General features: G+C 41.9%; 26 protein-coding genes and 1 pseudogene. 12 read left to right on the top strand and 15 right to left on the bottom strand.

What is annotated here, in order from left to right:
* The first annotated feature begins 157 nt into the window (after window positions 1-157).
* On the top strand, window positions 158-2,329 hold the full coding sequence (locus EQY75_RS11720; RefSeq protein WP_129606081.1) for a TonB-dependent receptor: 2,172 nt from the start codon (window positions 158-160) through the stop codon (window positions 2,327-2,329).
* A 35-nt stretch (window positions 2,330-2,364) separates the two neighbouring features.
* Here the strand turns inward: EQY75_RS11720 and EQY75_RS11715 are convergent, their stop codons facing one another.
* A complete protein-coding gene (locus EQY75_RS11715; RefSeq protein WP_129606079.1) occupies window positions 2,365-2,799 on the bottom strand; it encodes a Rieske (2Fe-2S) protein in 435 nt (144 codons plus the stop codon).
* Between the two features lie 134 nt (window positions 2,800-2,933).
* Between EQY75_RS11715 and greA the strand changes: the two genes are divergently transcribed.
* The gene (gene greA, locus EQY75_RS11710) at window positions 2,934-3,410 is read left to right on the top strand and encodes a transcription elongation factor GreA (RefSeq protein WP_129606077.1); all 477 of its coding nucleotides are present in this window, start codon (window positions 2,934-2,936) and stop codon (window positions 3,408-3,410) included.
* A gap of 66 nt (window positions 3,411-3,476) precedes the next feature.
* A complete protein-coding gene (locus EQY75_RS11705) occupies window positions 3,477-3,866 on the top strand; it encodes an HIT family protein (RefSeq protein ID WP_129606075.1) in 390 nt (129 codons plus the stop codon).
* Here the strand turns inward: EQY75_RS11705 and EQY75_RS11700 are convergent.
* Both EQY75_RS11700 and EQY75_RS11695 read right to left on the bottom strand, forming a co-directional pair.
* On the bottom strand, window positions 3,850-4,212 hold the full coding sequence (locus EQY75_RS11700; RefSeq protein ID WP_129606073.1) for a hypothetical protein: 363 nt from the start codon (window positions 4,210-4,212) through the stop codon (window positions 3,850-3,852). The genes EQY75_RS11705 and EQY75_RS11700 overlap by 17 nt on opposite strands.
* A 2-nt stretch (window positions 4,213-4,214) precedes the next feature.
* Window positions 4,215-5,362 (bottom strand): annotated as a pseudogene (locus tag EQY75_RS11695) (sensor histidine kinase).
* Window positions 5,363-5,477: 115 nt separating this feature from the next.
* Between EQY75_RS11695 and EQY75_RS11690 the strand changes: the two are divergent.
* The 3 genes from EQY75_RS11690 to aat are packed head-to-tail and all read left to right on the top strand — an operon-like array spanning window position 5,478 to window position 7,450.
* Complete coding sequence (locus tag EQY75_RS11690; protein WP_129606072.1) at window positions 5,478-6,353, top strand: flavin reductase family protein; 876 nt, start codon at window positions 5,478-5,480, stop codon at window positions 6,351-6,353.
* Between the two features lie 2 nt (window positions 6,354-6,355).
* The gene (locus EQY75_RS11685; RefSeq protein ID WP_129606070.1) at window positions 6,356-6,733 is read left to right on the top strand and encodes a DUF3127 domain-containing protein; all 378 of its coding nucleotides are present in this window, start codon (window positions 6,356-6,358) and stop codon (window positions 6,731-6,733) included.
* Window positions 6,734-6,775: 42 nt separating this feature from the next.
* Window positions 6,776-7,450, top strand: a complete 675-nt coding sequence (aat, locus tag EQY75_RS11680; protein WP_129606068.1) for a leucyl/phenylalanyl-tRNA--protein transferase — start codon at window positions 6,776-6,778, stop codon at window positions 7,448-7,450.
* Window positions 7,451-7,459: 9 nt separating this feature from the next.
* Here the strand turns inward: aat and EQY75_RS11675 are convergent, their stop codons facing one another.
* From EQY75_RS11675 to EQY75_RS11655, 6 genes are all read right to left on the bottom strand, one after another.
* Complete coding sequence (locus EQY75_RS11675; RefSeq protein WP_246019878.1) at window positions 7,460-7,921, bottom strand: hypothetical protein; 462 nt, start codon at window positions 7,919-7,921, stop codon at window positions 7,460-7,462.
* Window positions 7,922-8,032: 111 nt separating this feature from the next.
* Complete coding sequence (locus EQY75_RS11670; protein WP_129606064.1) at window positions 8,033-8,596, bottom strand: DNA-3-methyladenine glycosylase I; 564 nt, start codon at window positions 8,594-8,596, stop codon at window positions 8,033-8,035.
* A 37-nt stretch (window positions 8,597-8,633) separates the two neighbouring features.
* Window positions 8,634-9,596 (bottom strand): sodium-dependent bicarbonate transport family permease, encoded by a 963-nt coding sequence (locus EQY75_RS11665; RefSeq protein ID WP_129606062.1) that lies wholly within the window; start codon window positions 9,594-9,596, stop codon window positions 8,634-8,636.
* Window positions 9,597-9,638: 42 nt separating this feature from the next.
* Window positions 9,639-9,950: a hypothetical protein gene (locus EQY75_RS11660; RefSeq protein WP_129606060.1), complete on the bottom strand. Its 312-nt coding sequence runs from the start codon at window positions 9,948-9,950 to the stop codon at window positions 9,639-9,641.
* Window positions 9,951-9,977: 27 nt separating this feature from the next.
* On the bottom strand, window positions 9,978-10,145 hold the full coding sequence (locus tag EQY75_RS14025) for a hypothetical protein (protein ID WP_165200647.1): 168 nt from the start codon (window positions 10,143-10,145) through the stop codon (window positions 9,978-9,980).
* Window positions 10,146-10,171: 26 nt separating this feature from the next.
* Window positions 10,172-11,608 carry an NADP-dependent isocitrate dehydrogenase gene (locus EQY75_RS11655; protein ID WP_129606058.1) on the bottom strand — a complete coding sequence of 479 codons (1,437 nt, stop codon included), beginning with the start codon at window positions 11,606-11,608 and terminating at the stop codon, window positions 10,172-10,174.
* A 91-nt stretch (window positions 11,609-11,699) separates the two neighbouring features.
* Here EQY75_RS11655 and EQY75_RS11650 point away from each other — a divergent pair, with 91 nt between their 5' ends.
* The gene (locus EQY75_RS11650) at window positions 11,700-12,623 is read left to right on the top strand and encodes a LysR family transcriptional regulator (RefSeq protein ID WP_129606056.1); all 924 of its coding nucleotides are present in this window, start codon (window positions 11,700-11,702) and stop codon (window positions 12,621-12,623) included.
* A 99-nt stretch (window positions 12,624-12,722) separates the two neighbouring features.
* On the opposite strand, the gene EQY75_RS11645 is transcribed toward EQY75_RS11650, so the two are convergent.
* Window positions 12,723-13,082, bottom strand: coding sequence for a hypothetical protein (locus EQY75_RS11645; protein ID WP_129606054.1), 360 nt, complete (start codon window positions 13,080-13,082; stop codon window positions 12,723-12,725).
* Between the two features lie 135 nt (window positions 13,083-13,217).
* On the opposite strand from EQY75_RS11645, the gene EQY75_RS11640 reads away from it, so the two are divergent.
* The 5 genes from EQY75_RS11640 (at window position 13,218) to EQY75_RS11620 (ending at window position 19,049) form a co-directional block, all read left to right on the top strand.
* Entirely contained in the window at window positions 13,218-13,892 is a 675-nt protein-coding gene (locus EQY75_RS11640) for a TetR/AcrR family transcriptional regulator (protein WP_129606052.1), read from the top strand.
* A 3-nt stretch (window positions 13,893-13,895) separates the two neighbouring features.
* Window positions 13,896-15,563 (top strand): peptidase domain-containing ABC transporter, encoded by a 1,668-nt coding sequence (locus EQY75_RS11635; RefSeq protein ID WP_129606050.1) that lies wholly within the window; start codon window positions 13,896-13,898, stop codon window positions 15,561-15,563.
* Window positions 15,564-15,568: 5 nt separating this feature from the next.
* The gene (locus EQY75_RS11630; RefSeq protein ID WP_129606048.1) at window positions 15,569-16,921 is read left to right on the top strand and encodes an HlyD family secretion protein; all 1,353 of its coding nucleotides are present in this window, start codon (window positions 15,569-15,571) and stop codon (window positions 16,919-16,921) included.
* Entirely contained in the window at window positions 16,860-18,326 is a 1,467-nt protein-coding gene (locus tag EQY75_RS11625; RefSeq protein ID WP_342773998.1) for a TolC family protein, read from the top strand. Before EQY75_RS11630 ends, EQY75_RS11625 begins: the two co-directional genes overlap by 62 nt.
* A gap of 96 nt (window positions 18,327-18,422) precedes the next feature.
* Entirely contained in the window at window positions 18,423-19,049 is a 627-nt protein-coding gene (locus tag EQY75_RS11620; RefSeq protein WP_129606046.1) for a thioredoxin family protein, read from the top strand.
* Here the strand turns inward: EQY75_RS11620 and EQY75_RS11615 are convergent.
* From EQY75_RS11615 to EQY75_RS11595, 5 genes are read right to left on the bottom strand one after another with little or no spacing between them, the layout of a single operon-like run.
* Window positions 19,032-19,793, bottom strand: coding sequence for an energy transducer TonB family protein (locus EQY75_RS11615; RefSeq protein ID WP_129606044.1), 762 nt, complete (start codon window positions 19,791-19,793; stop codon window positions 19,032-19,034). The genes EQY75_RS11620 and EQY75_RS11615 overlap by 18 nt on opposite strands.
* Window positions 19,794-19,834: 41 nt before the next feature.
* Window positions 19,835-20,536: a tRNA pseudouridine(55) synthase TruB gene (gene truB, locus EQY75_RS11610; protein ID WP_129606042.1), complete on the bottom strand. Its 702-nt coding sequence runs from the start codon at window positions 20,534-20,536 to the stop codon at window positions 19,835-19,837.
* A gap of 22 nt (window positions 20,537-20,558) precedes the next feature.
* Window positions 20,559-21,353 carry an undecaprenyl-diphosphate phosphatase gene (locus tag EQY75_RS11605; RefSeq protein ID WP_129606040.1) on the bottom strand — a complete coding sequence of 265 codons (795 nt, stop codon included), beginning with the start codon at window positions 21,351-21,353 and terminating at the stop codon, window positions 20,559-20,561.
* Window positions 21,354-21,617, bottom strand: a complete 264-nt coding sequence (locus EQY75_RS11600; RefSeq protein WP_129606038.1) for a DUF3098 domain-containing protein — start codon at window positions 21,615-21,617, stop codon at window positions 21,354-21,356.
* A 10-nt stretch (window positions 21,618-21,627) separates the two neighbouring features.
* A complete protein-coding gene (locus EQY75_RS11595; RefSeq protein ID WP_129606036.1) occupies window positions 21,628-22,506 on the bottom strand; it encodes a cell division protein FtsX in 879 nt (292 codons plus the stop codon).
* Window positions 22,507-22,550: the final 44 nt, after the last annotated feature.

The following is a 22,550-nucleotide window of genomic DNA, read 5'->3' as shown; positions in this document are numbered from 1 at the left end:
GTAATGCCGCCAAGGGATCGTGCTTCCGGGAATACCTTAAGTTGTACGAAATTGAGAAAGAATCCGACCCATGTTCGACTCTTTCCAAATGGGTATCCAATTACATAAAGTTAGTTTTCATTGAATAATTACCCCTTTTATTCAAAAATCAAATTGAATGAAAAGAGGAATTTTATTTTCGGTTCTCATAGGTAGTTTGGGAATAACATTTGGACAGCAGCAGGAAAAAGACACCACCACAGCAAAAGAGATTGTTCTGGATGAGGTATTGGTGTCATCGGTAAGGGTTACTAAGGAGTCGCCCGTCACTTTTTCCAACATTACCAAGGCAGAATTAGCTCCGAGGAATCTCGGACAGGACATCCCTATTTTGCTGAACTTTCTTCCCTCCGTGGTTACTACTTCAGATGCCGGAGCGGGAGTAGGTTATACCGGAATCAGGGTTAGGGGAAGTGATGCTACAAGGGTTAATGTAACCATAAACGGTATTCCATACAATGATTCTGAGTCTCATGGCACTTTTTGGGTTAATTTGCCCGATTTTGCTTCTTCCACCGAGGACCTTCAATTACAGCGGGGGGTTGGAACTTCCACGAATGGGGCCGGGGCATTTGGAGCGAGTCTTAATTTGTTGACCGATGCCGTCTCTGAAGAAGGATATGCACAACTTGCCACTTCCTATGGGAGTTTCAACACGATGAGAAACAACGTAAAATTCTCAACCGGCTTGCTCAATGATGCCTTTGAATTTTCTGGCAGGCTTTCGAGGATTATTTCAGACGGGTATATAGACAGGGCCTCCTCTGCCCTTGATTCCTATTTCCTGCAGGGCGCCTTCAGGGATGAGAACACCCTGGTTAAAGCCTTGCTGTTTGGGGGCCATGAAATCACATATCAGGCGTACTTTGGTATTGATGCAGAAACCCTGGTTACCAATCGTAGGTTCAACCCGGCAGGACAGTTTACAGATGAAAATGGAGAGACCAGATTCTACGAGAACGAGGTGGATAATTACAAACAAGACCACGCCCAACTCCACTGGAATCAAAATCTGGGGCAGGGCTGGAATTCCAGTATTGCTTTTCATTACACCAGAGGCAGAGGGTATTTTGAGCAATACAGGGAAGACGACGACTTTGATACCTACGGATACGATCCTATTACGGTTAATGGCGAATTGATTACGGAAACTGATTTGGTAAGGAGAAGATGGCTTGATAATGATTTCTACGGCACCGTATTTTCGATCAATAAGGATTTTGATAGGGCCAAGTTGATCCTGGGAGGAGGATACAATTTATACGAAGGCGACCATTTCGGGGAGGTGATATGGGCGCGATTTGCCCCCGAAGCTGATATCAGGGACCGGTACTACGATGATAATTCCAGAAAAACAGATTTTAACATCTTCGCGAAATTGAATTATAAATGGAATGAGAAGTGGAGCCTTTACGGAGATTTGCAGTTGCGATCTGTACGTTATGAAGCCAATGGAAACGAAACCGGACTTGTAGATGACACTTTTAATTTCTTTAATCCAAAGGCGGGAATAGTGTATGATTTGGACGTGAACAATAACTTTTATTTTTCCTGGGCTGTCGCCAACAGGGAACCCAACAGAAATGACTATGAAAACGGCAACCCCAGACCCGAACGCCTGAACGACCTGGAATTGGGATGGAGGTTAATCACACCGGATGTACAGATCAACACCAATTTGTTTTATATGCGGTATAAGGATCAGTTGGTGCTAACCGGGGAATTAAATGATGTTGGTGCGCCATTAAGGGCAAATGTAGGGGATAGTTACCGCCTCGGACTTGAAATAGACGCTGCGCTGAAACTCGGAAAGAGATTTAAATGGCAACCCAATCTGGCCGTAAGCACCAACAAGAATATCGATTTTGTTTTTCAGAGAGACGGGATCCTGGAAGAATTGGGTAATACTAATATTGCGTATTCTCCCGGATTGATTATCGGAAACAGGATCGCATATGAACCAAGTCCGGAATTTACGCTCGCCTTGCTTACCAAATACGTAGGGAAACAGTATATGGGAAACATCGATGCCGAAGTTTCGGTTCTGGATGCCTATTCCCAAACAGATTTTAATATCTCCTATGAAATTCAGCCGCGGCACCTGGTAAAAAGGATAGTATTATCTGCCCTGGTGAACAACATCTTCGATGCGAAATACGTGTCAAATGGATATTTTTTCACCTTTGATGATGATTTTTCTAATCCTGGAACAACCACAACCATTGAAGGGGCAGGATTTTATCCACAAGCAGGGATCAATGCGCTGTTGGGGGTACAATTACAGTTTTAAGATGAATGAATTGGTCAGGACTCGCCGGTTAGATGTCAATTGCTGATAATAACTATGTTTCCGTTTTGTGAGGCCCGGTATTCCAACATATTGTAGTATCGCATGCCGTCGTCGGGCACAGAGAATTGCTGTCCAGTAAAAAGGCTGTATTCAAACCCTTCACAATCGCAGACGGCAGTCTGACCACTGAGTTCCGTAGTGGAACAGGAGCTGGGCGAATGATTCGGGCAACTGGCTTCAAAAACGCGATAAGCAAAGCCGGTATTCGTGACAAACACTCCGCGGATCCCAACACCTTGTCCGCCAATATAAACCGTATTGCCCGGATTGGTAAGCGGACTGTAAAGGGGGAGGTTGAGATTGATCTCAAATCGGAAACCTATTTCCTGTAAATAAGGATTTCTCTGACCCTGGTCATTGCTGCAGGCGAGCAGCAAAAAGAATAAAAACAGTATTTGAATTGATCTCATCAGTCTTCCGCTAAATGTATGGTACTGCAAAATTCATCAAAAAATCTGTATCTTTGACCATAATCCTCTCTAAAATACACCTGTAATCCGGGTGGAAGATGCAGGGGATTTTCTATTTCTAAAAAGAGGACGATATGAGCAATGTATCCTATTACACCGCAGAAGGACTAAAGAAATTAAAGGAAGAACTCAATCAACTGAGGGATGTTGAACGTCCGTTAGCCTCACAGGCTATCGCTGAAGCAAGGGATAAAGGCGATTTGTCTGAGAATGCTGAATACGATGCGGCAAAGGAGGCACAGGGCCTTCTCGAATTAAAGATCGCCAAATTAGAAGAGACACTCGCTAATGCCCGACTTATAGACGAATCACAATTAGATACCTCCAAGGTCTTGGTCTTATCCACCGTAAAACTGCGAAATAAACAGAATGGTATGGAGATGAAGTATACCTTGGTTGCCGAGAGTGAGGCGGACCTTAAATCAGGTAAAATCTCCGTTACTTCGCCAATAGGAAAGGGATTACTTGGAAAAAAAGTAGGGGATACGGCATCGATCAGTGTACCCAATGGGACCTTGAAATTCGAAATTTTAGAAATCACAAGGAACTGAGATCAAAATATTTCTATCTTTAATCCTGCTTTTAACAGCAGGATTTTTTTCATCAATACTCAAATTATGTCGAGCATATTCACCAAGATCATCGAGGGAGAAATTCCCTGTTACAAGATCGCAGAGGACGAGGATTTTTTTGCTTTCCTGGACATCAATCCCAATGCAGTTGGACATACCCTCTGTGTTCCCAAAAAAGAAGTGGATAAACTACTCGACCTGGATGAAGAGACCTATTCAGGACTGATGAATTTTGCGAGAAAAGTGGGTATAGCGCTGGAAGCTGCCATTCCGTGTAAGCGTGTTGGGATGACCGTTATTGGTCTGGAAGTACCGCACGTTCACGTACATCTAATCCCTTTGCAGAAGATGGCCAATGCTACTTTTCAGGAAAAGGTTTCTCTTAGCAAAGATGAATTTGAGGAAGTGGCAGCCAGGATCAAATCACATCTTTGAATACACCCGTAAAATAGAGGTAAAATAGAGCTGCCGATATTGTGAGAAAAAGAAAAATAAGCACAAAACTCAATTGGGTAAGCTTAATACGTTTCGGTTGAGGAACTACCATTTTCTGAAAGTATTCAAAACTACGTTCAATATCCTCTGTCCATGAAACCGGATAGATCACCGAGCCACAGGTAACACAACGTATGTCCTGACTCACCTCTCCTGTGGTCTTATTGTAAAATTTGCTAATGACATGCTTCTGATAGAAGGTTAACTTTAGTTCCTGGTTAAAACATTCAGGGCAATTGTTTGTAAGATCGGCTTCTTTGATAATATCAAGTTGTTCTTTAGCCATAACTAAGGATTTATCAGTAATGAAATTTGCATAACAGTTCCCTGCTTGCTAGAGGTTAAAACTTTTATTTTTCCCTGGTGGTATTCTTCTACGATGCGTTTTACCAGAGACAAACCAAGTCCCCATCCCCTTTTCTTAGAGGTTACTCCGGGTTCAAAAATGGTTTGAAAATTGCTTTTCGGGATACCCTGCCCGGTGTCAGAGATCAGGATGTTCACGTATTTGCCATCCGGGATGATCTCCAGTGAAATAGATCCTTTCCCTTTCATGGCATCAATTCCGTTTTTTACAAGATTTTCTATTGTCCAGTTGTAAAGTGCACTGTTGAGCATGATTGGTAAGGAATCTACTTTCGAATTAAAGGAGTATTGAATCAGGCGTGAACTTCTCAATTGCAGGTATTCAAAGGCCTTTTTGGTTTCCTCAACAATATCTAGTCGCTCTAACTTAGGGAGTGAGCCAATATTTGAGAATCGCTCTGTAATAGTCTGGAGACGGTCTATATCCTTCTCAATTTCTAATGTTATTTCGTTGTTGAGATTCTCATTTTTTAATAGCTCGTTCCAGCCGAGCAGGGACGTCAGGGGGTACTGATCTGATGTGCTGTTTCTTTTGCCATCCCGGCCCATAACTTGTTTTGTTCAGATGCTTTAGTGGTTTTAAAGAAAAAGAAAATCACCGCACCAAAGAGCAGGATGATCAATAGTAGGGCAATCGGATAGTATTTTAGTTTATTTAACACCTCTGAATTACCGTAATACAGTGTAGCCAGGGTTTCGCTGTCGTAAGTGATCGAAATGGGTCTGTTTTCACTGCCAAATTTCCGGATCTTGCGTTGAATCTCCAGCGAATCTGATTCTATCTCCGGGGGCATGTTGTTGGTCTTGATTGATCCATCCTTATTTACAAGGATCATGGGGGTAGAGGTGTTATTCTGAAAAATTTTTACGTGCAGGTTGCCCAGATCGCGATCTTCGGAGGATTGAAGTAATTCGGACTGTGCTGTTGCCCAAATCTCCATTTTATAGCGCTCTTCTTCCTTAAATTTCTTAAAAAAACTATTGGTATTCCACAGGATAAGGCTCACGATAACAAATGATGCTATCAGTAGGAATATATTGGAGAATTTGTTTTTTGGATTAAATGCCATCCTTTATAAACGTGATTTAAAGATAACTTAATTTGCTGGTAATTGTTGTATCTCACAGCTCCGTCTCCCTTAAAAATTGACTGTAATTTATGTACCTTTGCCATCTATGTCTAAAATGCTAAGCGTTAGCCCATCAGAACTCCCTGTGTCTGAATTACATGCCTATTTATTAGGCGCTGTAGGTCCCAGGCCTATTGCCTTCGCCAGTACAATTGACGAGGAAGGCAGACCAAATTTATCACCCTTTAGTTTTTTTAATGTTTTTAGTGCAAATCCGCCTGTGATGATATTTTCACCGGCTCGAAGGGTTCGCGATAATACTACGAAACACACACTTGAAAATGTGATGAAAATCAGGGAAGTGGTCATCAATGTTGTCGATTTTGATATGGTACAACAAATGTCCCTGGCCAGCACAGAATATGAGGAAGGGGAGAATGAATTTGTAAAAGCCGGACTCACCATGATTGCCTCTGAAGAAGTGAGGCCGTTTAGAGTTGGCGAGTCGCCTGTTCAGTTTGAATGCCGCGTAATGAAGGTGGAGCCAATGGGGCAGGAAGGCGGTGCGGGGAATCTCGTTTTTGCAGAAGTCGTAAAAATTCACCTGGCCAAAAGAATTCTCAATCCAGATGGCGGCATTGACCAGCACAAGATCGATCAGGTAGCCCGAATGGGAGGAAATTGGTATACAAGGGCAAATATGGGTATGTTTGAAGTACCAAAACCGATACGCTCCAAAGGGATGGGGGTAGACAAGCTCCCTTCACATATAAGAAACAGTGAGATATTAAGTGGAAATGACCTGGGGATGCTCGGCAACGTAGAGGCCTTGCCAATAGTAGAAGAGATCGATGAATTTGTCAATGAGAACCCTGAGATCAGGAGTTTAAAAGAGAATAACAACCGGGAATTAATTCATAAGAAAGCAAAGGAATATTTAATGAAGAATGAGGTGTCTTCAGCATGGAAGGTGCTCATGTTAATACAATAGTTATGGAAATACAAGGAAAGATTAAAATGATTGACGAAACCAAAACCTACGGGTCTAATGGTTTCAGGAAAAGGGAACTGGTAGTGACCACTGAAGAACAATACCCTCAACATCTTATGATAGAGTTTGTTCAGGATAAGACCGATTTATTAAACTCCTATAAAGAGGGAGATCAGGTGAAAGTGAGTATCAACCTCAGAGGCAGAGAATGGGTAAATCCTCAGGGTGAAACCAAGTACTTTAACTCAATTCAGGGTTGGAGAATAGAAAAAATTAGTGCGGAATCCAATTCTCAGGAAATTCCTCCTGTGCCACCGATGGATGCCTTTGAGCCGGCTAATGAGCTGAACGAGGAAGACCACGATGATCTCCCATTTTAAAAAGTAATCAGATCCTCCATTGAGGACAAAAGCTGATTATCATTGAAGAATAAAAACCGACCCATAACATTTCTGGATGACAGGTTGATTTTTCCACCTGTGGAAATGGCAAATCCTGAAGGGTTGCTTGCTGCAGGTGGAGACCTTACCCCCGAAAGATTGATCCTTGCGTACCGTAACGGGATATTTCCCTGGTTTAATGAGGATTCCCTTATCCTTTGGTGGTGTCCCGATCCGAGGATGGTCTTATTTCCCTCTAAGGTCAGGATTTCTAAAAGCATGCGAAATTACCTCAACAGGGGCCAATTCAGAATCAGCCGGGATCAGGCCTTTGAAAGGGTGATGCAGGCATGTGCCGATGCCCCAAGGCAAGGACAACGAGGCACATGGATCACGCATAAAATGATAGAAGCATATACCAATTTGTTCGAGAAAGGCATAGCTCATTCTTATGAAGTATGGCAGGAAGATGAATTGGTAGGCGGATTATACGGCCTTGATTTTGGTCATGTTTTCTGCGGTGAAAGTATGTTCAGCAAGGTTGACAACGCTTCAAAATACGCCCTTATCCATATGTGTAAGGAATTGGAAGAGAAGAATTACAGACTAATCGATTGCCAGTTGCACACCCCCCATCTTGAAAGTCTGGGTGCAGAGCTGATACCCAGACAGGAATATCTCGACATACTAAAGAGAAAGGATAAGGGAAGAGTATAATAACCAGCTCTAATACAGGATATGGTCATAATTCGCCGGTAATGACTTTCGCTTTGAAACGAAATCTCCTTGAGCGTTGAAAAGATATTCAAATTCCTCCCTGCCAGAATCACGCTTGCAGACAACGATCAGTTCGTAATTTATATATGGCAGTATGAGGTTTTGGAAGGCGTCGTTGATAATCTTCTCAGCAGACAAACCATTCTTTAAGGGATATTGCTGTTGTAACCTTCTGATCTTAAATTTTTTACAGTCCCCATTAAGGTGTTCGGCGATTGAAGACCAAACATCACTGGGGATATCAACTTTACTAATTTGAATTTCAATGTCTTCCAATTCACCCTTTGAATTAAAATTAACGCTGTAATGCAGTTTATCCTTTTTAAATTTGGATTCGAAGGTGATGGTGACACTGTCTATTTCTTTGTAATAGCGAATCTTCCGCGCATCCTTAATTCTTTGGTTTACCAATTCTAAAGCCTTCTGTGGAAATTCAGATTTTTTAATACGAAATTCCCTCTCGTATTTGGCCTGTGCTTGAGTGGTAAAACCCCAGAACAAAAAGAAGATAAAAAGAGTAATTTATATCTCATGATAACGAAAACAAGAGATTATATGATCATTTACCATTCCTGTAGCCTGCATATGGGCATAAATGACGGTACTACCGACAAATTTAAAACCTCGGGATTTCAGGTCTTTGCTGATCTGGTCGGAAAGTGGAGTTTTACCGGGAATCTCCGATTCATTTTCAAAGCTATTTCTTATCGGTTTATGATTGACGAATTCCCAGATGTAGTAACTAAAGGAGCCAAACTCTTTTTGCACTTGCATAAATGCTGAAGCGTTGCTAACAGTAGCATTGATTTTTAACTTGTTTCTGATGATCCCGGTATCGAGAAGAAGGCTGTCTATTTTATTCTGATCGTATGCAGCGATCTTTCTGTAATCAAAATTATCAAAGGCTTTTCGAAAATTTTCTCTCTTATTTAATACGGTAATCCAGCTAAGTCCTGCCTGAAAAGTTTCAAGGATTAGAAATTCAAATAGTTTATCGTCCTCTTTTACTGGCACACCCCACTCCTCATCGTGGTATGTGCGGTAACGTTCACTGCCCTGGCACCATCCACACCTCGTTTTCTCCATACTAACAACCCCTTTCCTTATCGGTTAGGTGAAGTTATTAAATGTTTTGGATGATAAAAAGATAAACTGGCATTCCTATAGTAATATTAAAAGGGAAGGTTATAGCCAGGGCCATGGGAACGTAGAGACTTGGATTGGCTTTAGGCGCAGCGAGTCTCATCGCAGCCGGCACGGCAATATAAGATGCGCTGGCTGCTAAAATGGCAAAGAGGAATTGGTTGCCTGTACTATCCGTGATAAAGCTGCTTAAGTAGGCCACAGAACATCCGTTAATCAGGGGAACGACCAGGGCAAAAATCAGTGCTGTCCAGCCATTATCGAGAAAGGAAGAGAGTTTCCTTCCACTCGTTATTCCCATATCGAGTAAGAATACTGCCAAAAATCCTTTGAAGATGTCAGTGGTAAATGGTGTTATTCCTTCGGCCTGCTGATCATTCGCTAAAAACCCGATTAACAGACTTCCCAGGATCAGGAGGACACTGCCATTGGTGAGGGAATGATGTAAAACACTTTTGAGGCTTACGTCTTTATCCCGGCCATTTTTGCAAAGTGACATCAGCAAGACCCCCACGATAATGGAAGGGGCTTCCATTAATGCCATTACCGCTACCATATGGCCTCCAAAAGGAATCTGTTCCATTTCCAGAAAGGAAACCGCTGTAACAAAGGTCACCGCACTTACAGAACCATAAGCAGCAGCTATGGCTCCGGCATTCTCTACTCCAAATTTTCTTCTCAGGAAAATAAAGGAGTAAATCGGAACTACAATAGCCAGTAGTAAGCCGAAGAGCAAAGACCAGAGGATCTCCAAATCCAGGTCACTATGGGAGAGTTCCAGTCCTCCTTTAAAGCCAATGGAAAATAAGAGATAAAGAGAAATAAATTTGGAAGAACTCGGCGGGATCTCCAGGTCGCTCTTAAGTTGAACTGCAAGAATTCCAAAAAAGAAAAATAGCAGAGCCGGGTTGGTTAAATTATCAACCAATAAGTGTAAATCCATAAACAGGCTTTAAGTGAGAAATGAAGACAATCACAATGACTTTTACTGATCTTCGGAGAGGAAACTTATTTTGATGTCCCCTTCAATTTGCAAAGTGTACCCCGCATCCCGTGCTTGTAAGATGAGGTCTTTTGCTTCCATTTTGGCAGCCTTTAATTCCTTAATCCTTTGCTCGGAGTGAACCGATTCTATCCCAAAGCGTTCCTGCAGACTCAACATCTGAAGATTGTGGAATTTGATTTTGTCTCCAATCAGGGAAAAAAGGATGTCAGCCGCTTCAGACGGAGTATAGGTTCCTTCTACCAATTTAAGGGTAGCTTGTTCTTTTTTTGTTACTGTAGTTTGAACTTTCATATCAATTAAATTTTAGAGATTAAATTTTTATTTTCTAATGGTTCCAAGGCGTAAAAATGTAATACACAGCAGGATGAATCCTACCGAGATCAGAGTATCAGAATAGAGCATGGTGAATTCATCCGAAAGGGCCATATAACCCAGAAAGAATGTGATGCTTAAGAGAACTAATAAGAGTAATTTAGAAGATTGCATGTTTTATTGCTTTATTGGTTTGTACATTATTGTCCTTGTCCAAGAGAGAATGCTGGCTTTCCTTCGAAGGCGTATAGATTTTCAGTTTTGATTACGTCAATTCCATGATCCAGGGCTTTTTGAAGTAGATTGACAATATCTTTTTTGTCAACCCTTGTTCCGGATGGATTGCTGAAACGGCATCGCCAGTGGTCCGTACAGAAGGTTTCGTCGAACCCTTTGGGCCAAACCATTATCCCTCGATTTGTGATCATGGTCAGCTTAATATCCGTGCTGTCCATAAGCTGCAGTCTTTTAGCTAGCTCACCGGCCTTCCATCCTTCCCAGTGCACAAAGAGATCTACGCCAAGGAGGTCCTTTTTCACGGCTTGTTTTCTCTGATAAGTTGGAAGTTTAAGGGGCGTGCCCTTATCGTAAACTACTTTATCCAAAACTTCCGGTGTTGATTCCAGGTGATCAATTACGGCCTGGGCAAACTCTTTAGTGCCCACCTTGCGGGTACTTACGCCTTCTTTGTAGATGTCATAGGTATGGATGCCTTTCTCTATGGTGGTGAGCCAGGCGTTCTGTATTTTTTCAGCCACATCTGCTTGCCCAATATGGTTGAGCATCATGATGGCTCCTTGTAAAAGTCCAGAGGGATTAGCCATGTTTTGTCCGGCCCTTCTTGGGGCTGATCCATGGATGGCTTCAAACATGGCACAGGTCTCACCTATGTTAGAAGAACCAGCAAGTCCAACAGAACCTGCTATTTGGGCAGCTATGTCTGAAAGGATGTCTCCGTAGAGATTGGGCATTACTATTACGTCGAAGGCTTCAGGAGTGTCCGCCATTTTTGCAGCACCTATATCCACAATCCAGTGTTCATTTTCAATGTCGGGGTATTGGGCGCTGATTTCTGTAAATACCTGGTGAAATAAACCATCGGTTTGTTTCATGATATTGTCCTTGGTAAAACAGGTTACTTTCTTTCTTTTGTATTTGCGGGCAAACTCAAAGGCATACCGAATAATCTTTTCACATCCCGGTCTACTAATCAATTTGAGGCATTGTACTACTTCGTCAGTTTGTTGGTGTTCAATGCCGGCATAGAGATCCTCTTCATTTTCCCTGATGATCACCACGTCCATTTCGGGGTGCTTTGTGGCGATAAAAGGGGAAAGACTTCTGCACGGTCTAACGTTGGCATAAAGTCCCAGCGATTTACGGGTGGTCACATTCAGGCTTTTGTAACCTCCTCCTTGTGGAGTAGTGATAGGGGCTTTTAAAAAGACTTTGTTTCTTCGAATAGTATCCCAGGCTTCCGGGGAGATCCCTGAAGTATTACCCTTTAGGTATACTTTTTCTCCGATTTCGATTTCTTCAAAATTGATCTCTGCTCCTGCAGCCTTAAGAATGCTCAGTGTAGCGTCCATTATTTCCGGACCTATGCCATCTCCTTTAGCAACCGTAATAGTAGTCATGTTGATTGTTTTTTTAAAATTTTGACAAAAGTCTAGAGAATATTTGAATTATTATTATTTATATTTAATATAGAATACATAAACAAAAGTTATGAATTATACACTTCAACAGTTACGGATCTTTAAAACGGTAGCGGAAACTAAGAGTATAACCAAGGCCTCAGAGGTGTTGCACCTCACCCAGCCGGCGGTGTCAATTCAACTAAAAAAACTTCAGGATCAGTTTGATATTCCTCTTACGGAAGTCATTGGTAGGCAGTTGTATATTACCGAATTTGGGAATGAGATTGCAGAAGTAAGTGAACGCATCCTCAACGAAGTTATGGGTATTCGCTACAGGTCTAAGGCGTATAAAGGACATTTGGTTGGGACATTGCGTATCTCGATTGTCTCCACAGCCAAATATGTGATGCCGTACTTCCTTTCAGATTTTATGAGGGCTCATGAAGGTGTTGATCTACAGATGGATGTGACCAATAAGGCGGGGGTGATTTCAAGTTTGGAAGAGAATGCGGTCGATTTTGCTTTAGTTTCGGTTCTTCCGGAGCAATTTGAGGTGGACAAGGTAACATTAATGAAGAACAAACTCTACCTCGTGGGGAGCAGGTCGCCTGTTGAAAAGGGCAATATCGTGCGTAAATCCGATTTTGAAAAGTTGCCTTTTATATTCAGAGAGAAGGGTTCAGCAACCAGAAGGGCTATGGTAGATTTCCTCCGGGCTAGCGGGATCAGGACAGGTAAAATGATGCAATTAACGTCAAATGAGGCATTAAAACAGGCCGTTATTGCGGGTTTAGGCTATTCTATCATGCCTATCATCGGCCTAAAAAATGAGCTTAACAATGGTTCCTTACAAATTCTACCGGTTAAGGGATTGCCTATCAGTACTTCATGGAACCTGATCTGGCTCAGTTCTAAAAAATTCTCGCCTATTGCCAATGCTTATTTGGACTATGTAAAGGAGGAAAAAGATACCATAATCAAGGAAAAGTTTAATTGGTATGAAGATTATTAAGGGTAAGGCACTTGAGGTATTACAATAGGCCATAAAAAAACCGGCCTGCCCCTAAACTTTTATATAGTAAAGGCAGTGCCGGTAACAGAGAACAAACACTTATTTTACCAACTCCCCAGCTGTCAAGGCATCTTCGAGGTAGGCATCAACAGTTTTGAAGTTTCTAAAAAATTTTCTTCCATCCGTCCTTCTGAGCGTAACGCGGGTGTCCCCGTTATCTGTATAGGAATAATGTACCACCTCTACCTTTTTGCCGTAAACAGATTTAAGATTGGCGATTCCCCCTCTTTTGATGATAAAGTTCTTACGGGGAAATAAGACGTAACGGTATTCATCTGAAACAGGTTCATTGATGGTGAGAACCGTTCCTTTTTCAATTGAAGTCTGTTGCGTTTGCTGTGCCTGGAGGCTTAAACTCCCGCCAAGGAAACATAGTGCAATTAACAATAGCCGATTCATAATAATTAGTTTTGTTGTTCAGTCAAAAATATTGAAAATCCTCCTTTATATCAAGTATTACTCTTGTTAAAAAATAGTTAAACTATTAGTATATGATAGCAATACTATTATTTTTGTGCCGCAAAAGTATTCGATATGAAACATTTGATGCAGGCTATCAAGATTGAGGTGAACCACAAGACTTATGTGAAAGACCCCGAATCTTCTGATTTGGGCAGAAGGATTGTAGAGCACAGTATCCTTATGATCCATGAAATTGGATTCGATTCTTTTACTTTTAAAAAATTAGGAGTCAAGATCGGTTCTAATGAGAGTTCCATCTATCGATATTTTGAAAATAAGCACAAGATGTTGTTGTATCTTGCTTCCTGGTATTGGGGCTGGCAGGAATACCAATTTGTTTTTGCCACCAATAGCATATCAGATCCTTCAGAAAAATTACGACAAGCGATAAATGTTATTAGCAAGCCTGTTGTTCTCGATGCTTCGTTTTCTCATATCAATGAAGTATTGCTCAACGATATCATCATAAATGAATATTCAAAATCTTACTTAACCAAGGAGGTAGATACCGAAAATAAAGAAGGCTATTTTGAGATCTACAAACGCATGGTTTTAAGAATAAGCGATATGATTCAGGGAGTTGATCCTGATTACCCCTATCCTTCCAGTCTGGCTAGTACGGTTTTAGAGGGTTGTCTCCACCAGTATTTCCTGAAACAACATTTTCCTTCATTGACCAATTGTAATGAAAAGGTCACTCCCACGGAATACTTTACTCATTTGGTTTTTAACTCTCTCAATAAGTAAATAATGGCAAAGACCGTACTCACGGCCTGGCAGCGATTGCTGGGGCTTTTAAAGATGGATAAAAGAGACATCTTGCAGATCTTTTACTACGCTATTTTTGCAGGGCTGGTAAACTTATCTCTTCCTTTGGGAATCCAGGCAATTATCAACCTGATCCAGGGCGCCCAAATAAGTACTTCCTGGATTGTACTGGTTATTCTGGTCACCCTCGGTGTTGCTTTTGTAGGGATATTGCAGCTGATGCAAATCAGGATCATTGAAAATGTTCAGCAGAAGATTTTTACCAGGTCATCTTTTGAGTTCGCCTATCGATTTCCCAAGATAAAACTCAGTGAACTCAGAAATTTATACCCGCCTGAACTAGCGAATCGTTTCTTTGATACCCTCACGGTACAGAAGGGTCTGGCTAAAATCCTGGTCGATTTTCCCGCTGCATTGCTGCAAATTATTTTTGGGCTGATGCTCCTCTCGTTTTACCATCCGTTCTTTATTATCTACGGCTTTCTTTTACTGCTGTTGATCTACTTCGTTTTCAAATTTACAGCACAGAAGGGTTTGGAAACCAGTCTTGAAGAATCTGAGAATAAATACAAGGTAGCCCATTGGTTACAGGAAGTTGCGCGGTCTATCATCAGCTTTAAACTCTCTGGCAAAACCAGTCTGGCCATGCAGAAAAACGATATGCTGGTGGAGAAATATCTGGAAGCTCGCGAAAGCCATTTCCGCATCCTCGTGATCCAGTTTATTCAGATGATTGGTTTTAAGGTACTGGTTACGGTTGGACTCCTGCTTATTGGTGGAATCCTTGTACTGAACCAGGAGATGAATATAGGACAATTTGTGGCGGCAGAGATTATTATTCTATTGGTCATCAATAGCGTTGAAAAACTAATACTGGGTCTGGAAACATTCTATGACCTGCTTACTTCCCTTGAAAAGCTCGGGCAGGTGGTAGACAAAGACCTTGAGCCTATTGATGGAGAACATCCTTTTGGCGAGAATGATCCTTTTGACGTGGAGTTAAAAGATCTCAGATACAATGTCCCGGGGACCAACAAAGCCATTATTGAAAATCTTTCCATGACAATCACCCCGGGATGTACGATCTTGATAAAAGGAGATAGTAGTTCTGGCAAATCGACATTGCTCAGGTTGATTGCGGGTATTGTGGAACCAGATGCAGGTGCGATTTACGTCAATAATGTTTCGCTTAAAGCCATCTCTCTGAACTATTACCGCTCCCATATAGGTCAGTCACTTACTGAAGAGAGTCCATTCGAAGGAAGTATTTTCGAAAATATCACCTTTGGTGATACATCATTAAAGGAAGAAAATGTCTACTGGGCGCTGGAAAAGGCCGGGCTTACCGAATTTGTGAAAGAACAACCTTTGGGTCTTAAGACAATGCTATATCCGGAAGGACAACAGATTCCCTATGTAGTTGCAAAGAAGATCGTTCTCGCAAGAAGTATAGTGCGTAAACCCAGATTACTCATCCTGAAGGATCCTTTAGACCACTTTAACCCGGACGAGGCAGACAGGATTATTGATTTTCTCACAGACAGGTCTAATCCCTGGGCCTTGTTAGTGGTTAGCCAGAATCCCCGATGGATGAAAAAGTGTACCAGGATCATCACCATGAAAAATGGCAAAATAATTAACGAAAGTTAGAGGCTATGTTGAATATATCTCCAAACAGGCTAAATAGGCAAGTCGATTTAATGCCTTACAAATCGTCTCAAAAGGTGTTTCATGTTAAGCATTACAAGCACTTTAATCGCTTTTTATTGGCCTTTAGTTTCATAGGCCTGATCGTGCTTTTTCTTCCCTGGACGCAGACGATTTCGGGGACAGGATACCTTACGACATTAAATCCGGAGCACAGGCCACAGACCATTCAATCTCCAATACCAGGAAGAATTGAAAAGTGGTATGTACAGGAAGGTGATTTCGTTAAAAAAGGAGACACTATTCTCTTTATCTCTGAGGTAAAAAACGAGTATTTCGATCCTAACCTGATATCCAGAACCGGAGATCAGATCAGGGCGAAATCCATGGCAGTTACTTCCTATCAGGGAAAAGTAAAGGCGTTGAATTCTCAGATCGGAGCCTTGAACAGGGAACGACAGCTTAAGCTTGAGCAGGCCAGGAATAAGTTGTTACAGGCAAAATTAAAAGTAAAGAGCGATAGCATCGATCTGGAAGCTGCAAAAACAAATATCACAATAGCACAGAGACAGTATGACCGTGTGGTTCAACTTGAGAATGAGGGACTTAAGGCGATTACCGATGTGGAAGAAAAACGTCTTAAACTCCAGGAAACACAGGCTAAGCTTATCTCCCAGGAAAATACTTTACTGGCTTCCAGGAATGAGATCATTAATGCTTCTGTTGAGATCAACAGAATCCAAGCCGAGTATACAGATAAGATCTCCAAGGCACAAAGTGATATGTTTACGGCACAGTCGAATCAGTTCGACTCCGAAGCACAGGTGACCAAGCTCGAGAACGAATACACAAATTACGAGGTGCGGAGCCAGATGCATTACATCAGGGCACCACAAAGTGGCTTTATCAATAAGGCTCTGCAAGCCGGAATTGGGGAAACCTTTAAAGAAGGTGATAAACTGGTGGGGATCATGCCTTCGGAATACGCGATGGCTGTAGAAACCTATGTAGAACCTCTCGACCTTCCCCTTATCCACATAGGAGAGAAGGTAAGGATACAATTCGACGGATGGCCTGCTATTATTTTTAGCGGCTGGCCCAATGTATCCTATGGTACCTACGGGGGAAAGGTAGTGGCAATTGAAACTTTTATAAGCAGTAATGGTAAGTACCGCGTTCTTTTGGCACCGGATCCGGAAGATCAGCCCTGGCCGAAGGACATTCGTGTGGGATCTGGGGCTAATACCCTTGCCCTCCTGGAAGATGTGGCTATTTGGTACGAGCTATGGAGACAATTGAATGGCTTCCCTCCAAACTATTACCAGCCAGAAGAAAATATGGCCCAAAATAAGACAAAGTAAGAATGAGGATATCTCTGACGATACTGTGTTTACTATTTTCCTTTGGGCTTTTAGGCCAGGAGTCAGATACTCTTACCCTAAATTTCAGGGAGTACTTAGGGTACGTGAAAAAGTACCATCCTATTGCCAAACAGGCCGAACTAGTCATTGCTATTGGGGAAGCCAATTTGATGAAGGCAAGGGAGGATTCGACCCAAAAATAGAGGTGGATTACGACAGGAAACAATTTAAAGGCACAGAATATTACGACCGACTTAATACCACTTTTAAGATCCCGACCTGGTATGGTATTGAACTCAAAGGAAATTTTGAGCAGACGGAGGGAGATTTTTTAAATCCTGACGAAACACTTCCCGATGATGGCTTATACAGTGCGGGGGTGTCCTTTTCCCTGGGAAGGGGTTTTCTCGCCAATGACCGTATGGCTACATTGCGTAAGGCAAAGTTTTTCAGGGAACAAACCAGGGCAGATAGGGACCTGTTGATCAACACCATACTATTTGAGGCCTCTGTTGCCTATTTTGATTGGTTACAAGCCTATAACGACAGGGAAATCTTTCGCCAGTTCCTCCAAAACGCACAGATTCGCTTTGAAGGGATCAAAGAAAGAGCCAAAGCAGGAGATATCGCTTCAATAGACACCGTAGAAGCAAAAATAGCTTTTCAAAACCGGGCACTTGGCCTTACCCAGGCAGAGGTAAGCCTGAGAAATAAAGCCCTGGCATTATCCAATTTCCTATGGATGAGCGGTGATGTTCCTATAGAACTAAGGGAAGGGGTTATTCCTGATACCTCCCTTGAAAGTGAAATTGACATTGCTCTGGAAATTATGGGCCTGCCTCTCGATAGCTTTACCATAGAAAATCATCCTAAGATAATATCACTCGGACGTAAAATTGATCAGTTGACCATTGATAAAAGGCTAAAGACCAATCAATTGTTACCTCAGATAGATCTGGAGTACAATTTTTTGACCGAGACACCGGAGTTGATCAATTCTTTACAAGAAGAAAATTATAAAGGAGGGCTGAATTTTAGTTTGCCACTATTCCTGAGAAAAGAAAGAGGGGAACTGAAACTGGCAAAATTTAAATTGAGGGACGCCGAATTTGAATATGCCAATGCAACGGTAGCCATTGTGAACAAAGTACTTGCTATTTACAACGAATTGGATTCTTTTGAGGAGCAAAATCGGTTGGTCTACGATATTGTACAGAATTATGGAACCCTTCTGCAGGGAGAAGAACGCAAATTCAGTTTTGGTGAAAGTTCTCTCTTTCTGATCAATAGCAGGGAGAGTAAGCTGATCGATGCACGACTCAAACAAAATGAACTGCAGAATAAATTCTTTAAGGCGAAAGCCAAACTATTTCAAAGTTTGGCCATCAACCCGGAAAGTCTTTAATAGAAATCCTTTTGACAAAAGAGTGTAAGGAAATGCCTAGAAAAACTACAAAGCAGGGGTAGTTTTATTATTAAAAATTCATTCGTAATCATCAATATGAAACAATTACCAATAGTCAATGTTTTGCAGAAAGAGTTAAAGGAAGTTATTCGTGAAGCTATGACGTATGATGAATTTCGAGAACTAGTTGCTGATTTAGCGAAGGAGCACGGAACTACCGGGCCAGAGCAATCAGAGGCCTACAAAAACTACACCGAGCTCAACCACAGGCGCATGAAGCGATGGGACAAGACGCTTAAGGTTTCGGATGCGTACAGAAGTAAGATTGAGGACTACAACGGTAAGGTTGTATGGCTGGTGATTACCGAGAGTTGGTGCGGGGATGCCGCCCCAAGTTTGCCTGTGATGAATAAGTTCGCTCAAATTAATAATAATATTGAATTGAGGATTATTTTGCGAAGCGAGTATCCACAAGTAATGGACGCTTTCTTAACTGATGGTAAAAGATCAATTCCGAAATTAATTGTAATCAATACCGAAGAATTTGAGGTCTTGGGCAGCTGGGGCCCACTACCATCTCAAGCGAGCTTAATGGCCGGGGAATACAAAAAGAAACACGGATCGCTTACTGCAGCTTTTAAAGAGGATTTGCAGCAATGGTTTAACGCCGATAAGGGAAGCAATACCCTTGAAGACCTCATGCAATTACTTACTTTGAAATAAGTAGGTGATGGTTCCCAATTGTGATGCCTTAGACCCCGGGTTAAATCGAGCTTTCAAGGCGTATTGTATTGCGTTCTCCACAAGGCAGCCATTGGAGGTATTAGAACTTTTAGCATTGAAAGAGGCGTCCGTGACATATCCGTTGCGATCCACGTCAATGTTAATGACTACTTTTCCGCCCTCCAGGCATGTATATATAGGAGGGGGCAGTTCGTAATGTTTCCGGTCAACAAGAGAATAGGTAATTCTGGTGGTCCTATTCTTCATGTAATCGGTGTATTCCTTCTTTTCAGCATCCTTTTCTCCTAACTCTTGTTTGCGTTCTTCCCTGATTTTGGCCATTTCTTTTAAGGAAGCAGCAAAGGCTTCATTCTCATTTAGCAAGTCTTCAAGAGAGTTCTCATCGGAATTCAGCTGATGTTCTTCCATCAGCTCTTCAAGAGTTTTCAGGGGTTCGGGATTTCCAAAACTCGGCTTGGCCTTTTCATTTACAGCCTGGTTACTTTTTAATATATTGGCATTTTCCAGTTCCTCAGCTCTTTTTTCTTCCTGCTCGAGTATTTCCTGCAAATCTTCGTCGGCCAGACTCATTTCGATTACATATTCATCCTCTTGTTCTGCATCAAGGTGCAGATTAAAGAGGAGTAACACCATTATGGAAAGGGATAAAAATGTAATGATAAACGATAGCTGATTTCTATTCAGATTCGATAACCATTGAAAATATGTAGCTATTTTATCCATTAATTTTGGCTCTGCCCCCCTAAAAGTACTAAATGAAGGACTTATTCCGGCAAGTACATTGCCCTGAATTCGGGGGGTGTTACTGCATTATTTACGTTGTACAGGCCTATTTTGGTTCTTCTCAGTTCAGAAAGATGACCTCCTGAACCCAACGCCTGCCCAAAATCGTGTGCGAGAGACCTGATATAGGTGCCCTTACTACACACTACTCTGAAATGTACCCTCGGCATTTCAATTGAGGTGATTTCGAAGGTAGTTATTTCTACTTCCCGTGTCTTAATCACTACCTCCTGTCCTTCCCTGGCATACTCGTACAAACGTTTTCCATCTTTTTTTAAGGCTGAGAAAATAGGAGGTTTCTGATCAATCTTCCCTACAAATTGGGAAGTCGTCTCCCTTATTTTTTCTTCAGAAATATGACCGGTATTGTACTCCTGGTCTATTTCCGTTTCCAGATCGTAGGAAGGAGTGGTTGCACCTAAAGTAATGGTGCCTGTATACTCTTTGGTCTGTCCCTGAATTTCAGGGATTTTTTTGGTGAATCTTCCCGTACAGATCACAAGCAAGCCGGTTGCAAGGGGATCGAGTGTTCCTGCGTGTCCGACTTTTATCTTTTTCAGGTTGAATTTTTTCCGGATAGTCCATTTGATAGAGCTCACCGCCTGGAATGAACTCCATTCAAGGGGCTTATCAATAAGCAGTACTTGCCCATCCAGAAACTCTTCTTTGGAATTCAAGTCCATCTTGTAATATGTTTTGGGAATCCTAGTTCCAATAGCCTACCACTATCGCGATAATCCCCACCAGGAAACAATAGATAGCAAAATACTCTAATTTACTTTGCCTTACCAATTTGATCATCCAGATGCAGGCCAACAAACCCGCGAAAAAGGCGGCGAGAAATCCGGCAGTAAGGGATGCCATCTGTGTACTATGAAAATCGATCTCCCCGCTAAAGATATCTTTTGCCATCTTTCCAAAAATAAGCGGGACTACCATTAAAAAAGAGAAACGGGTAGCCTTGTTCTTGTCAATTCCCAGAAGAACTGAAGTTGAAATTGTTGCTCCACTTCTGGAAATACCGGGCAGTATTGCGATGGCTTGTGAAATGCCCACCACGAATGCGTTGAGGAAGCTGACTTGTTTTTGAGTTTCTTTCGCCCGGTCTGCGAGATAGAGAAGTAAGGCCGTTACGATCAGCATAAAACCGACTAAAACGACATTTTCTCCAAAAAGACGCTCAAGTTGCTCCTCAAATAAAAAGCCAATCAGGGCAGCAGGGAGCATTGAAAGGATAACTTTCATCGAAAATACTGTTTCCTCGTTCCACCTGAAGCGAAACAGACCTTTGAGGATATTCCAAACATCTGCTCTGAAAACCACCAAGGTGCTTAAAGCAGTTGCGAAGTGCAGGACTACCGTAAACAATAAACTGTCCTGTGGGATAGAGTCGTCTCCAAGAATGGCCTTTCCGAGCTCTAAATGCCCGCTAGATGAAACCGGCAGAAACTCTGTCAGTCCCTGTACGATGCCCAGAATAATGGCGTCTATGATATCCAATTACTTGTTCTTATGGGGATTTAAAAGGATGGCGTAAACCTCAAGGCCCAGACCGATTAGGACCAGGGTGGGAGCGAGTTTTATCCTTCTGAAATTGTATATGTCCGGGTTAAATACTGTTGGATCGTCACTGCCGCCTCCGCTCATTAAGATAAAGCCTAAGGCAATAAAACCAATACCGAGGAACATAAAAAGGTAGTTCTTTCGCTGAAAGATAAATTCCTGTCGTGGTCTGTCCTTTGAATTCTTTTGTTTTTTACCCATGACCGCAAAGTTAGTAATATAAATCGTCTGTTCTCAGGTTCAGGAAGCGCTGTGTTGCGAAAAAAGTACTTAGCAAGGAGATGAGTAAGCCCAGTACAAATACGCCCAGGAAAAGAGCACCCAGAAACCAGATATCTGTGAGCAGTTCCAGTTCAGGGAAATTCATATCCATGTAGTAAAGAAGGCCGCCAAGAAAAAGCAGGGCAAGGACAGCTCCCAGCATTCCCAGTTTAACGTTAGTCCATATAAAAGGTCTTCTGATAAAAGTTTTTGTTGCCCCTACCATCTGCATGGTCTTTATGATAAACCGTTTCGAGTAGATCGATAGTCTGATGGAACTATTGATCAGCAAAACGGCAATAAAGGTAAAAACCCCACAAACGATTAGAATCCAGAAGGAGATCTTTTTTACGTTATCGGTCAGTAAAGCAATGAGTGGCTTGTCATAATTCACTTCTTCCACATAGCCCTTGCTTGAAATCTCCTCAGCAATTTGTGCAATCTGCTCGGTTGTAACGAATTCTGCATTTAGCTGAACATCAATGGAATTTTTCAGGGGATTGTAGCCTAGAAAATCGATAAAATTCTCACCTATTTCCTCACTGTGCTGCTCTGCCGCCTCTTCCTTTGATACATATGTGGCATTTTTAGTATATGGGGCAAGGGCCAGACTCTTTTGTAGCTGATCAATTTCGACCTGTTTGGCATTATCCTTTAGAAATACAGATAAGGTAATTTGCTCCTTAAAATGATCTGCCAATTTTTTTGTGTTGAGCACCAGAAGTCCCAAAACCCCCAGGAGAAATAAGACCAGGCTTATACTCAGGACAACAGAAAAGTAAGAGGAAATCAATTTTCTCTTTTGATATCGTTCAAACGATGTACTCATAGATCACAATAATGGCGTAAAAATACTAAAGTATGGAAAACCTC

This window comes from Muriicola soli, assembly GCF_004139715.1.
GTDB lineage: Bacteria > Bacteroidota > Bacteroidia > Flavobacteriales > Flavobacteriaceae > Muriicola > Muriicola soli.
The sequence above is the reverse complement of the archived record's forward strand: the minus strand, read 5'-3'. Positions and strand labels throughout refer to the sequence as shown.

Coding starts and splice junctions, on each gene's coding strand:
- EQY75_RS11720 (WP_129606081.1), top strand. CDS start 158: ATGAAAAGAGGAATTTTATTTTCGGTTCTCATAGGTAGTTTGGGAATA.
- EQY75_RS11715 (WP_129606079.1), bottom strand. CDS start 2,799: ATGAGATCAATTCAAATACTGTTTTTATTCTTTTTGCTGCTCGCCTGC.
- greA (WP_129606077.1), top strand. CDS start 2,934: ATGAGCAATGTATCCTATTACACCGCAGAAGGACTAAAGAAATTAAAG.
- EQY75_RS11705 (WP_129606075.1), top strand. CDS start 3,477: ATGTCGAGCATATTCACCAAGATCATCGAGGGAGAAATTCCCTGTTAC.
- EQY75_RS11700 (WP_129606073.1), bottom strand. CDS start 4,212: ATGGCTAAAGAACAACTTGATATTATCAAAGAAGCCGATCTTACAAAC.
- EQY75_RS11690 (WP_129606072.1), top strand. CDS start 5,478: ATGCTAAGCGTTAGCCCATCAGAACTCCCTGTGTCTGAATTACATGCC.
- EQY75_RS11685 (WP_129606070.1), top strand. CDS start 6,356: ATGGAAATACAAGGAAAGATTAAAATGATTGACGAAACCAAAACCTAC.
- EQY75_RS11670 (WP_129606064.1), bottom strand. CDS start 8,596: ATGGAGAAAACGAGGTGTGGATGGTGCCAGGGCAGTGAACGTTACCGC.
- EQY75_RS11665 (WP_129606062.1), bottom strand. CDS start 9,596: ATGGATTTACACTTATTGGTTGATAATTTAACCAACCCGGCTCTGCTA.
- EQY75_RS11660 (WP_129606060.1), bottom strand. CDS start 9,950: ATGAAAGTTCAAACTACAGTAACAAAAAAAGAACAAGCTACCCTTAAA.
- EQY75_RS14025 (WP_165200647.1), bottom strand. CDS start 10,145: ATGCAATCTTCTAAATTACTCTTATTAGTTCTCTTAAGCATCACATTC.
- EQY75_RS11655 (WP_129606058.1), bottom strand. CDS start 11,608: ATGACTACTATTACGGTTGCTAAAGGAGATGGCATAGGTCCGGAAATA.
- EQY75_RS11650 (WP_129606056.1), top strand. CDS start 11,700: ATGAATTATACACTTCAACAGTTACGGATCTTTAAAACGGTAGCGGAA.
- EQY75_RS11645 (WP_129606054.1), bottom strand. CDS start 13,082: ATGAATCGGCTATTGTTAATTGCACTATGTTTCCTTGGCGGGAGTTTA.
- EQY75_RS11640 (WP_129606052.1), top strand. CDS start 13,218: ATGAAACATTTGATGCAGGCTATCAAGATTGAGGTGAACCACAAGACT.
- EQY75_RS11635 (WP_129606050.1), top strand. CDS start 13,896: ATGGCAAAGACCGTACTCACGGCCTGGCAGCGATTGCTGGGGCTTTTA.
- EQY75_RS11630 (WP_129606048.1), top strand. CDS start 15,569: ATGTTGAATATATCTCCAAACAGGCTAAATAGGCAAGTCGATTTAATG.
- EQY75_RS11625 (WP_342773998.1), top strand. CDS start 16,860: ATGGCTTCCCTCCAAACTATTACCAGCCAGAAGAAAATATGGCCCAAA.
- EQY75_RS11620 (WP_129606046.1), top strand. CDS start 18,423: ATGAAACAATTACCAATAGTCAATGTTTTGCAGAAAGAGTTAAAGGAA.
- EQY75_RS11615 (WP_129606044.1), bottom strand. CDS start 19,793: ATGGATAAAATAGCTACATATTTTCAATGGTTATCGAATCTGAATAGA.
- truB (WP_129606042.1), bottom strand. CDS start 20,536: ATGGACTTGAATTCCAAAGAAGAGTTTCTGGATGGGCAAGTACTGCTT.
- EQY75_RS11600 (WP_129606038.1), bottom strand. CDS start 21,617: ATGGGTAAAAAACAAAAGAATTCAAAGGACAGACCACGACAGGAATTT.
- EQY75_RS11595 (WP_129606036.1), bottom strand. CDS start 22,506: ATGAGTACATCGTTTGAACGATATCAAAAGAGAAAATTGATTTCCTCT.